At 63.2% G+C, this 13,765-nt stretch carries 12 protein-coding genes; 9 read left to right on the top strand and 3 right to left on the bottom strand.

Annotated features, from left to right (window positions below):
- Nucleotides 1–40: 40 nt before the first annotated feature.
- Nucleotides 41–1,354: a site-specific integrase gene (locus N7E70_RS15760; RefSeq protein WP_263006896.1), complete on the bottom strand. Its 1,314-nt coding sequence runs from the start codon at nucleotides 1,352–1,354 to the stop codon at nucleotides 41–43.
- Nucleotides 1,355–1,787: 433 nt separating this feature from the next.
- On the opposite strand from N7E70_RS15760, the gene N7E70_RS15755 reads away from it, so the two are divergent.
- From N7E70_RS15755 to N7E70_RS15740, 4 genes are all read left to right on the top strand, one after another.
- Nucleotides 1,788–2,825: a hypothetical protein gene (locus N7E70_RS15755; RefSeq protein ID WP_263006895.1), complete on the top strand. Its 1,038-nt coding sequence runs from the start codon at nucleotides 1,788–1,790 to the stop codon at nucleotides 2,823–2,825.
- A 5-nt stretch (nucleotides 2,826–2,830) separates the two neighbouring features.
- Nucleotides 2,831–3,583 carry a hypothetical protein gene (locus tag N7E70_RS15750; protein WP_269441400.1) on the top strand — a complete coding sequence of 251 codons (753 nt, stop codon included), beginning with the start codon at nucleotides 2,831–2,833 and terminating at the stop codon, nucleotides 3,581–3,583.
- A gap of 248 nt (nucleotides 3,584–3,831) precedes the next feature.
- Nucleotides 3,832–3,978 carry a hypothetical protein gene (locus tag N7E70_RS15745; RefSeq protein WP_269441399.1) on the top strand — a complete coding sequence of 49 codons (147 nt, stop codon included), beginning with the start codon at nucleotides 3,832–3,834 and terminating at the stop codon, nucleotides 3,976–3,978.
- Complete coding sequence (locus N7E70_RS15740) at nucleotides 3,959–4,519, top strand: hypothetical protein (RefSeq protein ID WP_263006893.1); 561 nt, start codon at nucleotides 3,959–3,961, stop codon at nucleotides 4,517–4,519. The genes N7E70_RS15745 and N7E70_RS15740 overlap by 20 nt, the downstream gene beginning before the upstream one ends.
- Nucleotides 4,520–4,558: 39 nt before the next feature.
- On the opposite strand, the gene N7E70_RS15735 is transcribed toward N7E70_RS15740, so the two are convergent.
- Nucleotides 4,559–5,491 (bottom strand): glutaminase, encoded by a 933-nt coding sequence (locus N7E70_RS15735; protein WP_263006892.1) that lies wholly within the window; start codon nucleotides 5,489–5,491, stop codon nucleotides 4,559–4,561.
- A 258-nt stretch (nucleotides 5,492–5,749) separates the two neighbouring features.
- Between N7E70_RS15735 and N7E70_RS15730 the strand changes: the two genes are divergently transcribed.
- From N7E70_RS15730 to N7E70_RS15715, 4 genes are all read left to right on the top strand, one after another.
- Nucleotides 5,750–5,944, top strand: coding sequence for a hypothetical protein (locus N7E70_RS15730; RefSeq protein ID WP_067961573.1), 195 nt, complete (start codon nucleotides 5,750–5,752; stop codon nucleotides 5,942–5,944).
- A 386-nt stretch (nucleotides 5,945–6,330) separates the two neighbouring features.
- A complete protein-coding gene (locus N7E70_RS15725) occupies nucleotides 6,331–8,118 on the top strand; it encodes a hypothetical protein (RefSeq protein WP_067961572.1) in 1,788 nt (595 codons plus the stop codon).
- 48 nt (nucleotides 8,119–8,166) lie between these two features.
- Complete coding sequence (locus N7E70_RS15720) at nucleotides 8,167–9,132, top strand: phospholipid phosphatase (protein WP_249925985.1); 966 nt, start codon at nucleotides 8,167–8,169, stop codon at nucleotides 9,130–9,132.
- A gap of 9 nt (nucleotides 9,133–9,141) precedes the next feature.
- Nucleotides 9,142–10,818: a S8 family serine peptidase gene (locus tag N7E70_RS15715; protein WP_067961569.1), complete on the top strand. Its 1,677-nt coding sequence runs from the start codon at nucleotides 9,142–9,144 to the stop codon at nucleotides 10,816–10,818.
- A gap of 128 nt (nucleotides 10,819–10,946) precedes the next feature.
- Here the strand turns inward: N7E70_RS15715 and N7E70_RS15710 are convergent, their stop codons facing one another.
- Nucleotides 10,947–12,095, bottom strand: coding sequence for a pyridoxal phosphate-dependent aminotransferase (locus N7E70_RS15710; RefSeq protein ID WP_067961567.1), 1,149 nt, complete (start codon nucleotides 12,093–12,095; stop codon nucleotides 10,947–10,949).
- Between the two features lie 136 nt (nucleotides 12,096–12,231).
- On the opposite strand from N7E70_RS15710, the gene N7E70_RS15705 reads away from it, so the two are divergent.
- The gene (locus tag N7E70_RS15705; RefSeq protein WP_067961565.1) at nucleotides 12,232–13,632 is read left to right on the top strand and encodes a M48 family metalloprotease; all 1,401 of its coding nucleotides are present in this window, start codon (nucleotides 12,232–12,234) and stop codon (nucleotides 13,630–13,632) included.
- Nucleotides 13,633–13,765 lie beyond the last annotated feature (133 nt).

Raw genomic sequence — 13,765 nt, 5'->3', positions numbered from 1 at the left:
GTCGACGGACGCGAGATTCCACCTGAGAATTTCGGCATCCCTAGAAGCTGACTACCGGCGCCTTGAACGCGATCCGCTGAAGCCACTTCTGTTTCTGCTCGAGGCTTGGCCCCGAGCCATATTTGGGGCGCTGGTACTTGTGCCCCATCAGAGCGGCGATCAGTTTTTCCGGCGCCTCGACCGCCGTCAGCCTGTCCTCAAAACTGTGTCGCAGCGAATAGACCGAGTGGTTTTCGGTCGGCCGCAGTTTGAGCGTGCCCAGCTGCTTGTTGACGATCGCCGACAGCGCATCCGCCTTGTGCCGGTACCTGGGGAAGCCGTCAGGAAAATGCCGCATCACCTCCAGCGACACCCCGACCAGCGGAATATCGCGCTGTGACTGTGGCGTCTTCATGCGCCGGCCGTCAGGCCGCACGCTGACATAGGGCACCGCGGCGTCGAGATGGATCGTGTCTGCCGTCAGGTTGCAGGCCTCCGAAAGCCGCAAGCCAGTTTCGACGATCAGATAGAAAATGCCGCGAGCGTCCTCGTTCATCGAATCCAGCGCGCCGGCCGCCAGCAACTGCGACTGGATGAAAGCAGGCTCGAAAGCCGATCGCTGGCCATCGTGCCCGCCGGCGATGCGCAGTTCGGCAAAGACCGGTTCAAGTCCCAGCCGGTGCGCCTGGTTGATCGTCCGGAACATGTTGGCCAGGTGACCGATGTCCCGGTTGGCGGTTTCGATCATCAGCCCTTCGTCAATGACCCTGTCCTGCCACCAGATGCGGAAATCGAGCGAATCGCTGCGCGTCACCGCATTCAGCGCCTTGTCGGTGACAACCGTGATCAGATTGGCGATCGCGCGCTTGCGCGGGTTCCGCCACTTCCGCAATTGATCTTCGGAAAAGTCGGCGATCGAGGCGCGCGACAGCTTTTCGAACTCGTCGAACATGGTCGACAGGTTGAAGCTCGGCGGCGCTTCGCCGCCAAGCACGGCGGCCGCATCGCCCTCCATGTCGACCGCCTTGCGCGAAACAAGCGCCTCGAACCGCGCAAGGATTTCGACAGCGCTTCGCCCGGCGAGCTCGTCGACGGCGGCATAGTCGAAGCCGAAGGCACGCGCCCGCTTTCGCGCCGCATCATACCGGTTCTTGGCCTCAGCGGCCTTGCCCTCGGCGAGCCCGCGCCAGTAGGCCTCGACCTCGCGATTGATCCGTGACGACACGGCAGCAGCCCGGATGCCGCGCGGATCGTCGGCAATCCGTATCTTGGTGGTTTCCTTGACGATGCCGCGCGTGTCGAGCTCGACCAGGTCGAGCGGCACCCGCCGCGCGTAGTGCCAGAACCCTGCCCGCTTCGTGAGGTAAGACGGCACTTCTGCGGCTCCGCGTTGCACAAATTGTTGCACGTTTGTTGCACGAAATCGGCCTATCCGGTCAAGCACAAAAGAAAAAAGCCCGGAAATCCGGGCTTTCTGCACTCCAAATCCAATCCGGCCCGGGGAGCCACTTCATTCTCAAAGCATCGAAGTTTTCAGATCCGCCCTCGCCTTGGCGGGTCTTCGGTTGTTGTCCGCCTTACCGCGCAAACTGTCCTTGCAGGCCTGTCACGCCTTTTGAGCGCAGATCACCTGATATCGGCCGCCGGCAGCGCCCATGTCAGTATTGATCGGCCTTTCACACCATCGCCGCTCAAGCGATTCGTTGGAATCAGACATCGCAACGAATTACGCATTCAGCCTTAAGCAACCTGCAATATGTCCAATCTAGATATGCAACCATATCTTAAGGTCATTTGTCGGGCGCAGGATGATACGTTTCCTCTCACTGGGCATTCTAACGCTGCTGCTGACCGGATGTTCGGACAGCGATTCGCCACCGCAAGGTAATCCTGCCGATTCCCTGAGGACGGACCGCTTCGGCTATCAGGTCGATTCGAACGTCATTGTCGGCAAGGACAATTCTCTCAGCTGGCTCAAATCGGTCGTCACGGGCTATGCACCCGTCGAAGGCGAGCGCCCGGCCAAGATCGGCTGGCTCGAGACGACCCAAAGCTGCAAGTTTCCGCTTCCGTCCGTCGGCGACAAGCTCGTCCAGATTCACACCAACGAGACCAACCAGGTTTCCGATGTCTTCGCCCTGTCGCAGGCGGAAGTGCTGGAGCGGGCGCAAGCCTATGTCTCGCAATGGCAGAATGACGGAAAGGACCCAGGCGTCAATTCGAACCGCTCCGGCGATCGGCTGAGGGTGGTCAATGTGGTCGTCACCGAAACGGCGGCGCCGGTCTATCTGGTGCTTGCCGGCGGCTTCGACACGCTCTGGAACATCCAGAAATCGCCCAATGCCCGCCTCTCGCGCGTTGCCATCATCGGCACGCGCAACGCCGGTATCGTCAATCTCGAGCCCGGCACGCCGGTCACCGTGCTGGCAGGCAACGCCGCCAAGGATTGCAAGATATCGATATCCCGCCGCCCACAACCGTTCTGGAGGGTCGTCGAGGCTGCCAAGGGCGGCGACCAGATCTCCAAGGAGGCGGTCGCCAGCCGCAATGCGATCTACAACATATATGACCGCTGGTTCCGCGCCAGTTTCGGCAAGGCCAGCGAAGAGGTCACCATCGGCATCGACCAGATGAACCACGCCATCGTCGGGCCGCTGCCGGCATCACTCGAAGAGCGTTTGCCTTACCGTGGCATCACCGACGCCACCGTGCAACTCGCCCGCACCGACTACGCCTTCGTTGCCGCCTCCCGCGACGACTATGATTCGAAGCATTCCGAGCTCGTCACCAAGAAGGCACAACAGCTCGCCGGAGGCGACCTCACAACTCTCAATCGGAAGCAATGACGGCCATGCAGGGCAGTTTTCTCAAGATCGTGGTCGTCGTGCTGCTGCTGTTGGTCGGCGCGCCGCTCATCGGCAGCCTGATCTTCAACGTCGCCGCCGCAGCCTACATCATGCAGATGATGGGCATGGTGAGCGACAGCCAGGAAAAGGCGGCTGAACGGCGGGCATCGGATTTCCAGGGCGTCAAGGTCGTGCCCGAGGGCGCGCCGGGTCTGGTGGCGCTGCGCAACTTCGACGACTTCGAGCAGACGCGCACTGTTTCCCTCAACATGCATATGCAGCTGACGGACATCCGGCGCGGCGACCAGAACGCTTTCGACGCCAACGACGTCGAGGCGTATCTCGCGTCTCGCCTGCCCGTCCTGGCGCGCGCCGAATGCGACCTGATCGTCAAGGCCTTCGCCAGCAAATGCGCGGTCAACAAGGTTTCGGCCCGGCCGACGGAAGATCTGTACCAGGTCAGCATGCGCCTGACCTTCGTCCAGCGCGAGCCATTCGGCGAGGTCGCCAAGGCGCCCGAACTCAACTACGTCGAAATCCCGCTCAACCTGAATGACGGCGACGACAAGTCGATCATGACCGACAGCTGGGTTTCACAACGGACGAGGTATTACGACGCCGTTGCCAAGGGCTGCGCCAAGATCCGCGCCCAGAACAAGAATTGCGCCATCATGACGCTGACAATCACCTCGACCCCGCAACGCGGCAGCTCGGCCATCAAGGTCAATGCCGGCGCACGCTACGCGATCCTGCAGTGACGGGGTGTTCCTGCCGGGACGGCTTGCGGCACGGCTTTGCCCTGCCCACACGACCGCTCTCCGGGTAATGCCAAGGCCGCCGGACAATCGCCCGCGCGGCCATTCGCCCTCGCACAGATTCGCGAACGACCAGCAGCGGTGCTGCGTGCCAGACAAGCCCAAGTCACTCCCTTGACGAAACGATACGCCCCGTTTAGTTATTTTATACAAAACGGATCGTTTCGTTTTATTTGGAAAGGAACACTCACGTGGCTTATGCCCGGTTCACCGGCATGGCGATCTCAGCCCTGCAATTCACGCTTCTCTCCCCTGCCAGCGCAGAAACCATGACAGCGACCAGCCCAACATCCGGAACGCCCGTCATCGCCTCGCCGCATGACATCCTCGCCGCATGACATCCTCGCGGCACTCCCCGTGCCAGCGGGCTACGTCAATGTCGAAAAGGGCAAGATCGAGGTCGACGGCGAGGGCGCCGTGCTCATCCGCATGGAACGTGCGGACAAACGCAATGCCGGCCTGGGCGGCGAGCATTTCAGCGCCGTGGTCGCCACCTCCGGCAGGCTCAAGGGCTTCGTGCGCATGCATCTCGCGCTGCGCGACGGCGTACTGCCCAGCCAGGACGAAGCGCATGACATCGCCATGCGGTTCCTGTCCGACCATGCCGCCGACCTTCTGTCACGCCACGAGGTCAGCTTCATTGCTCCGCATGACGAGACGATCCGCGCTGGCGGCAAGAGCACAACGTTGACGGGCATGAAGGTGAAAATGCGCAATCTTGTCGACGGCCGCTGGTTCTGGGCGATCGTCGGCGCCGACCGCGAGGTGATGGTGTTCGAGCGCGACATCGTCTGGGCCAACCTCGAAGGCCGCCGCCAGAGCGAAAAATGGCTGCATGACAGCTGGCTGGCAGAGCAACGCAAAGCCGGCGGTGCCTGAGCCCGGGCCGGCCTGCAGCATTGTCCAGCGCGGAATGCTTCAGCGCGAGGCGAAGATCGACCAGTTCATCCTTTTGGTCAGCCGTTCCAGCGCGATCGAGCCCAGCATCGAGTTGCCGCGCGCATTGAGCCCCGGCGACCACACGGCGATCGATGCCACACCAGGCACGATCGCCAGGATGCCGCCGCCGACGCCGCTCTTGCCGGGAATGCCGACGCGGAAGGCGAACTCGCCCGAACCGTCATAGTGACCGCAGGTCAGCATCAGCGCGTTGATGCGGCGGGCGCGCTCGCTTGAGACGATCGTGTGACCCGTCTTCTCGATGCGCCCGGCATTGGCCAGAAACCGCCCAGCATTGGCCAGTTGCAGGCAGCTCATGGCGACGGCGCAATGGTGGAAATAGACGCCCAGCGTCATCTCGGGCGCGTGGTTCAGATTGCCGAACCCCTTGAGATAGTTGGCCAGCGCGAAATTGCGGAAGCCGGTGGCGCGCTCGGAATTGGCCACGTCGCGGTCGATGATGACAGAATCGTCGTCGGCCACAGTGCGCATGAAGCTCAGCACCTCGCCGATCGCTTCGCGCGGCTGGTGGCCCGACAGCAGCACGTCGGAGACGACGATGGCCCCGGCATTGATGAAAGGATTGCGCGGAATGCCGTGTTCGAGTTCGAGCTGGACGATGGAGTTGAAGGCCGTGCCTGAAGGTTCGCGCCCGACGCGGCTCCACAGCTGGTCGCCGACGCGACCAAGCGCCAGCGCCAGGGTGAACACCTTCGATATGCTCTGGATCGAAAACGGCTCGTCGGCGTCACCCGCCGCCGCCACTTCGCCGTCGTTCTTGACCACTGCGATGGCGAATTTGGCCGGATCGACCTTGCCCAGTTCTGGAATGTAGGAGGCAACCTCGCCGCGCTCCGTCTGCGCTGCCATCTCGGCGACGATCTCGTTCAGCGTATCCTGGAGGCTGGGCATGACACTTCCTGCTTCGACCGGCTCGAACCGGCAGGCCGTTCTACATCAAGTCGCGCGCGACGCCACCCATCCCCTGGTCATCACAGAGCGGCACAACCCTGACGCTTTGTGGGCTGGCGGCCGCCGAATCGTCGAAAGATGTGCCGAAAGCGAAACTTTCGTAGCGGCGATTCACGTATCCCTCACGTTGCGTCAACACGGCACTGTTACAAGCAACCTCTAATGTTCGTTCAACCCACCAAACGGAGACGTTGCGATATGCGTTTTTCTGATGTGCGTGAGAGCCTGCGGAGCATCGGCGTGGTCATGAGCAAGCGAGGTGAAACCATCCGGCTCAATTATTTCGGCGGCCTCGAAGATACGGCCAAATACGCAACCGACCTGCAGGAAGCGTTGGCGCTTGGCAGGGAACTCGCCGGCCCCCGCCGCAGCAACGGCTCGTCGGGACGCTGAACCTTCACGACTGGCGACGCGACGGCGCACGATCTGCGCGTCGCTGTCACCGAGGCGATTGCCGAAACACTTGGCGCGTGAGGAACATGGGCCCCATCTGATGGGCCGTCAAATCTGCATTTCACGGCTGTTTTGACGTTTCACTCACGCCGCAATCACCCCGCCTCCCCTAACGTCCTTCCGAAATCAGGCCGGAATCAGCTCCGGCAAGAGTGGTGAGGAACGCTGGAATGCTGCAGGTTTTGCCCGGTGCCAGAAGCATACAAGCACGCGCACTTGCCGGAATGTCGTTGTATGCTCCCGATGCAAGTTGCGAGGACCACAGGCGATTCGACCTGTGGTACGCTCTTCAGGGGCATGGACGACCTGCAGCGAAGGTCCGCACGATGGCTGGTGAAGACGCCAGTACGCTTTGCAATATCTACCTGTTCGGGGCGCTGGCCGTCACCGACGCAGCCGGCGCGTCGTGCACGCCCAAGGCGCAGAAGTCGCGCGCGCTCATGGCCATGCTGGCACTTGCTCCACGCGGTGCCCGCTCGCGTATCTGGCTGCGCGACAAGCTATGGAGCGACCGCGGCGAGGAGCAGGCCGCAGCCAGCCTGAGACAGGCCCTCGTCGACGTCCGCAAATCGCTCGGCCCGATCGCCGACAGCATCATCATTTCCGACAACCACACCATCTCGCTCGACCTCAACCGCGTGTCGGTCGACGCGCTGCAGTTGCTCGACCCGTCGCGCCAATCCGTGCCCAGCGAAGTCGAGCTCGAATCCTGGCCGGAGCTGCTCGAAGGCCTCGACATCGGCGACCCCGAATTCGAGGAATGGCTGATGCTCGAGCGGCAGGTCTGGCAGGGCCGGCTCGAAAATGCGCTCGGCCAGCGCGACGTCAGCCCCAAGGACAGGCGCAGCAACGGCCTCATCCCGGCCCAGGGACAGAAATCGGGACCGAATTCCTCCGACGGCGGCAACCGCAAGTCGCTGCCGCTGACCGGGAGCCGGACCGGCTGGTCGGTGGCGCTGCTGCCGCCGGCGATCTCAGGCGATGCCTTCGGGGCAGAATCGCTGCCCGACATGTTTTCCGAACTCTTGGTGCGGTCGCTGCTCGAAGGCGGCGAACTGACCGTCTCCGACCTGTCGCGGCCGGATCTGTCGCCGACGCAGGAACCGGAAACGGCGTTCGATTCGGTGGCGCTGGCGATTCAGGTCCGCTACCGCTTTTCGGCGCACCAGGCCTATATCAGCGTCAGTGTCCATCGCACCGCCGACCGCAGCCTGCTGTGGATGGGCGGCGCCACGCTTGAACGGCGCGCGATCGAGGCAGGCGAAACCTCGGCGGCGCACCAGCTCATCAACGAGGCGATGGACGAGTTGCGCAAATATTTCATTGCGCGCTCCGAACAGACCGACGACGCCGTCGAGGCCGAGAGCCTCTATGCCGCCGTCAACGCCATGTTCCGGCTGTCGCGCAACGACCTCGTCATGTCCGAGGCGTCGCTCCGGCGCATCATCGCCCAGCGGCCGTCGTCGCAGGCCTATGCCTGGCTCGCCTTCCTGATGACCTTCCAGGTCGGCCAGCGTTTCTCCGATTCTGCCGTGGCCATCGAGCAGGCTCAGCATTACGCCCGCAAGGCGCTGGAACTCGATTCCAGCAATTCGGTCACCCTGGCGCTCGTCGGCCATGTGCATTCGTTCCTGTTCGGCGAATACGACTACGCATCGGGCCTGTTCGAGCGCGCCATCCGCGCCAACCCGACCCAGGTGCTCGGCTGGGACCTCTATTCGATGCTGCATGCCTATGCCGGCCAGCCGGACAAAGGGCTCAGCCTCGCCAACTGGGCGCGCCATCTCGGAGCCTACAGCCCCTATCGCTACTATTTCGACACCTCGCGGCTGATCAACGCCACGCTCGCCGGCAATCATCGCGTCGCCATCGAAGCCGGCGAGCAGGCGCTACGCGAGCGGCCCGATTTCAATTCGCTGCTGCGTTATCTCGTGGCGAGCCACGCCCAGCTCGGCGACATCCGCGCCGCCCGCTCGCTGCTCGACCGGCTGAACGTCGTCGAACCCAATTTCTCGATCAGCTCGCTGATCGACGCCCGCTATCCAATCATGCGCACCGAGGGCGGCGCCAATCTGATCTCCGGTCTGATCAAGGCCGGTGTCAAAAAAACATGACGGACGCGCCGAGCACCGCACATTTCGATCAATTCAATGGGGAATTCAGTGTCTGGCAACGACAGCTCCGCGCCTGCTGAGGGCGGCTTTTCGCACTTTCTCGATCAGTACCGCTTCAAGATCGCCGGCGACGACGTGCTGCCTTGCGCGGCCACGGATCGGCCTCCGATCGTGTTGGAAACCACACTCGCCTCCGGCGCCGAGGCGATGGTGATGTCGGCCGGAGTCGCCAGTGCCGTCATGAGCGCCGGCGTGCTCAACAAGGCCTCGCTCAACAAGAACAAGAATAAAAACAAGAACAAAAACAAGAACAAGGGCAGCGCTCTTCAATCGGGATCAGGCACTGGATCGCAGGCAAGCCTGATCCCGGCCTTCGAGCTCAGGCGTCTGCACACGTCGCCCTCGCCACATGCGTTCACGGCAGCGCGCAAATTCACCTGGGAGCAGCTCGACATTCCGCTGCCGCCCGGCCCCGACGTCACCCGTCTCGAAACGACAGTCATGCTTTCGCTGCAGGCCCGTGACCGCGAACGCTCGCGTCGCAAGGACGACATCGAGCGCGAGGCGACGCTTGACGTCTCCGACTTCACCAAGCCGCTGGGCATCGACGGCATCAGCGGCTTCGACCAGACCGAGGGCCTGTTCCAGTCGATCCTGACGGCCTGCGAATATGTCGGGCTGATCTACAAGGCAAAATTCAACCGCACCCGACCCAACCAGGTCGAGCCACGCCTGCGGCTCATGCTGCCCAATCCAGCGCACCAGGCCTATCCGAGCAACCACTCGTTCCAGTGCCACTCGATTGCCTTTGCCTTCAACGCCATCCTGCCGGAGCACCCGGCGACGGAGGAGCTGTCGCGCATTGCCCGCAAAGTCGCGGAAAACCGCGAATGGGCAGGCCTGCACTATCCCAGCGACACCAATGGCGGCCGGGCGCTGGCACAGCGCTTCCAGCCATATCTGCGTGACGCCTTCATGGCGAACTATCTCGCCGCACAGCGCGAATGGATCTGAGGGGCGATCATGGCAAACGGCAACACACAGTTCTCCTTCCAGCACCCTCAGTCCTACTACTACCTCTGGCACCTTGCGGCACTCGGCGTGATCGATGCCACCTTCGGGCCGCTGACCCCGGGTGGCGGGGTCGACTACTCCTCGCCCACAATCAACGGCACCGTCTGGGATACGATATCAGAGGCGTTCCCGGCAGCGACGGCTCCTGCGACAGTCGCGCTGATCGACGTCGGCGTCAGCCGCAGCCACCCCAACCTCAAGAGCCGGCTGGACGCGGTGAAGTCGATCGACCTGGTGAGCCACCCCTATGGCGCCAAATATGTCGCCGCCCCTGCCGCCAGCCCCTATGACCCCGAGGTCAAGGCCGCCTTCTTCGCCGGCATCTCCACCGCAGGGCTGGGCACGCTCAACCTGACGGGCCCGGAGACCGCCTATCTCGGCAGCCTGATCGCCGAGCTCGCAGCTTCGGAAGGCGTGCTGCACACGCTGATCGAGGGTGACGAGACCTTTGGCAGCCACGGCACCGCTGTTGCTGGCCTCGTCGTCGGCGAACCGGCGGCAAGCGTCGCGCCCAATCCGGCGATCACCCTGCCCGATGTGCTGATATCAGACGACGGCACTGCCGTGCCGAACCCGAACCGCAACATGCTGCCTTATTTCGGCGTCGACCCGCTGTCGCGGCTGATCTCGATCCGGACCGGCTTCGAGCAGCAGCCCGACCAGTTCATAGCAGCCTTCCTCTATGCGTTTGCCAATGGCGCCGACGTCATCCTGTTGCCGCGCGGCATCCCCGACCCGGTGCGCAGCGTTTTGAATGCCAAGCCGGAGCTCTCTCAGGACCTCGACGACCGTGCCAACTGGGAGCGTGCCGATCTGTTCGCCCGTCTTGAGGAGGCGACGCCGCCGGCAAGCGAGATCAGGCCGCATGCGGTCGGCAAGACCGGCAACCGCGAGATCGCCTGGAACACGCTCGCCAAGCTCATCGTTGCCATCAGCCGCAAGGTGCCCGTGGTCTGCGCGGCCGGCAATGACGGCGAGAGCCAGCTGATCTACCCGGCCAATCTCGCCGCCGCCAACAACGGCATCATCGCCGTCGGCGCGGTGACGCCGCATGGCTACCGCTCCGGCTACAGCAACTATGGCGCCAAGCTGACGCTCGTCGCGCCGTCGGACGATTTCGAGATTTATACCAGACACCAGTTGCGCGTCGACCGGACCAACCCGATGGTCGACCAGCACTACTACCATCCGGGCAAGGGCAAGGTCATTCCGCACAGCCATTTCTCGCTGCTGACCACCGACCTGCCCGGCACCTTCGGTTATGCCGGTGGCTCCGACCCCTATTCGTCGATCCTGCCGCCGCTCGACAACCAGGGCATCGGCGGCGGTTACTACACCACCTTCGGCGGGACCTCCGGCGCGGCGGCTCTCGTCGCCGGTGTGGCTGCCCTCACGGCCCGTGCCCACAAGGCAAAGCATGGCGCCGCGGCGAAACTGGACGGCCTGACATCCAAAGCCAACCTCATTGCCGCCTGCGATCAGAATGCTTCTGTCAAGCCGGGCACGACCCCGCTGACGCAGGATCCGATGAACGCCGACAACGAACCGGCGAAGGGCAAGACGTATTTCTTCGGCGCTGGCCTGCTCGATGCCGGCAAGGCGGTCGCGGCAATACTCGCGCCCTGACCGATCGCGTAACTCATGTCGGAATGCATGCTGGGGGGCATGGGCATTCCGGCGCTCAGGCGGCAAAGCCCATCCTCCCCTTTGCCCCTGTCCGCCCCGTCGGTACGGCCGACGGGGCGGTTGCGCTTTCAACGCAGCCAGCGTTCCAGGCGATCCATCGACTCGATCATGTCGTCATGGCTGCCCGCATAGGAAAACCGCATGAAACGGTGCCCTGCGAGCGGGTCAAAATCCCGGCCCGGCGTGGCCGCGACATGCGCTTCGGCCAGCATGCGGCTGGCGAATTCCATGCTGTCATTGGTCAGCCGCGAGACGTCGCAGAAGGCGTAGAACGCACCGTCCATGGGTGCGGCGAAGCTGAAGCCCAGTTCCGGCAGTCTTTTGGCCAGCAGTTCGCGGTTCCAGGCGTAGCGCGCCTTGATCACTTCGAGTTCGTCGGTGACGTTGAACGCCTCGATGGCCGCCACTTGCGACAGCTCAGGCGCCGAGATGTAAAGCGATTGCGCGATGCGCTCGACTGGCCGCACCAGCCGGTCCGGTAGCACCATCCAGCCGATGCGCCAGCCGGTCATGCAGTAATATTTGGAGAACGAGTTGATGACGGTGACGTCACTGTCATAGGTGAGTGCGGTCACATCTGGCGCGCCATAGGCGAGCCTATGGTAGATTTCGTCCGAAATCACCGCGATCCCGAGTTCGCGCGCGGTATCGACAAGCGCCTTGAGGTCGCCGGCCGGCACGACGGCACCGGTCGGGTTGGCGGGGCTTGCAAACAAGACGCCTTTCAGCGGCTTCTGCGCATGTGCTGTGCGCAGGTGCTCGGCATGGAGGTAGGCAGCGCCCTCCAGCTCGATCTCGACCACGTCGAGCCCGAGAGCGCCCATGATGTTGCGATAGGCAGGATAGCCGGGCGCCGCGATCGCCACCCGGTCGCCGGCATCGAACATTGCCAGGAATGCGAGATTGAAGGCCGCGGACGAGCCGGTGGTGACGGCGATTCGCGAAACCGGCACATCGATGCGGTAATGGTCGGCATAATGTGCCGAGATCGCCTTGCGCAGATCGGCAAGCCCGAGCGCGTCGGTGTAGCCGATACGGCCGAGTTTGAGCGCGGCTGCCGCGGCGTCACGCACCCGCTGCGGCGCCGGATCGGAGGGTTGGCCGACAGCCATCGAAATGACCGGCGCGCCCAACGCCCTGAGCCTGTTGGCCTCGGCCAGAATGTCCATCGCATGGAAGGGCTCGACTTCGCCGCGCCGTGAAATCGCAACCGCCATTTTCGTTCACTTTCTACTGTCGCCCGCCGGGCAATGTGCCGCACAAATGCCTGATTGATATGGGGATCACAAGTTGATGAGTTTCTTGAACCAGCCTTTTCACAGCCCGACGGCTCGTTTACGAGTGTTTCCCGCTATGCAGAGCATCACAAGTCTTTCGCGTTTCGTCGCAAGATCAACGCGCGCAGTCACTGCGCTTGCGCTGTCGGCCGGGCTTGCTCTCGGCACAATGGGAACTGCCCATGCACAGGGTGTTCCGATCGTCCGGGACGCCGAGATCGAGGCTCTGGTGCGCGACTATGCCCGGCCGATTCTCAAGGCGGCGGGGCTTGCCAATTCGAACATCAACATCGTGCTCGTCAACGACCCGGCCTTCAACGCCTTCGTTGCCGGCCGGCGCATGTTCATCAACACCGGCGCACTGATGACGGCCGAGACGCCGAACGAGATCATCGGCGTCATCGCCCATGAAGCCGGCCACATCGCCGGCGGCCACCAGGAGCGCCTGCGCGACCAGTTGGCGCGTGCCCAGACGATGGCGATCGTCGCCGCCCTGCTTGGCGCCGGTGCCATGGTCGCAGGTGCAGCGAGTGACGCAAAGGGCCTTGGTGCTGCGGGCGCCGGCGTCGTCGCCGGCGGCTCGGAAATGGCACGGCGCAGCCTGCTCGGCTACCAGCGCACGGAAGAAGTCACCGCCGATCGTTCGGCGATCACCTATCTCAATGCCACCGGCCAGTCGGCGCAGGGCATGCTGAAGACATTCCAGCGCTTCCAGAACGCACTGTCGCTGTCGGGCGCGCGCGTCGATCCATACCAGGTCAGCCACCCGATGCCGCGCGAGCGCATCGCCAATCTCGAGACGCTGGCGCGCGAAAGCCCCTATTTCGACAAGAAGGATTCCGAGGCGCTGCAGCAGCGGCACGACATGATGCGTGTCAAGATCGCCGCCTACACCCAAGGGCAGGCCGCCACTTCACGACTGCTGCGCGGCACCGACGGTCTCGCCTCGCGCTATGGCGACGCCCAGTCGACCTATCTTTTCGGCGATCTGCGTTCGGCGCTGAGCAAGACAGATGCGCTGATCAAGTCGCAGCCGAAAAACGCCTACTTCCACGAGCTGCGCGGCGACATCCTGATGAAGTCGAACAAGCCCGCGGCCGCAGCCGAGGCCTATACCAACGCTGTCCGCCTCGACACGGCGAAATCAGGTATCCTGCCGATCCAACTCGGCCAGACCTATCTCGCCATGGGCACGCCCGACGCGCTGAAGAAGGCTGTCGTCGAAATCCGCAAGGGCCTCGACCGCGACCGCGAGAACGCCTCGGGCTATCGCTACCTCGCTCAAGCCTACGGCATGCTCGGCGACGTCGCCGACGCCGACCTTGCCACCGCCGACGGTCACTACTACAGCGGCGCCTATCAGGACGCGAAAATCTTTGCGATGCGAGCCCAGCAGAAGCTCAAGCCAGGCTCGCCGGGCTGGGTCCGCGCGCAGGACATCATCAACTACAAAGCGCCGAGCAAGAAAAAGAAGTGAACTTTCTTTCGGCGGACAGCGACACACAGCGCCGCGCGTCATCCGGACGCGCAAAGGACGCTGTAGAACTTTAAACCTGATGCATGCCCCTTGCCAAAAATCGTTTCAGATTTTCGGAGGCATGCATAAGCCG

It is taken from the genome of Aminobacter sp. NyZ550, from assembly GCF_025628925.2.
In the GTDB taxonomy this organism is placed as follows: Bacteria; Pseudomonadota; Alphaproteobacteria; order Rhizobiales; family Rhizobiaceae; genus Aminobacter; species Aminobacter ciceronei.
Note: the sequence above shows the minus strand (reverse complement) of the source record. Positions and strands in the feature narration are given on the sequence as shown.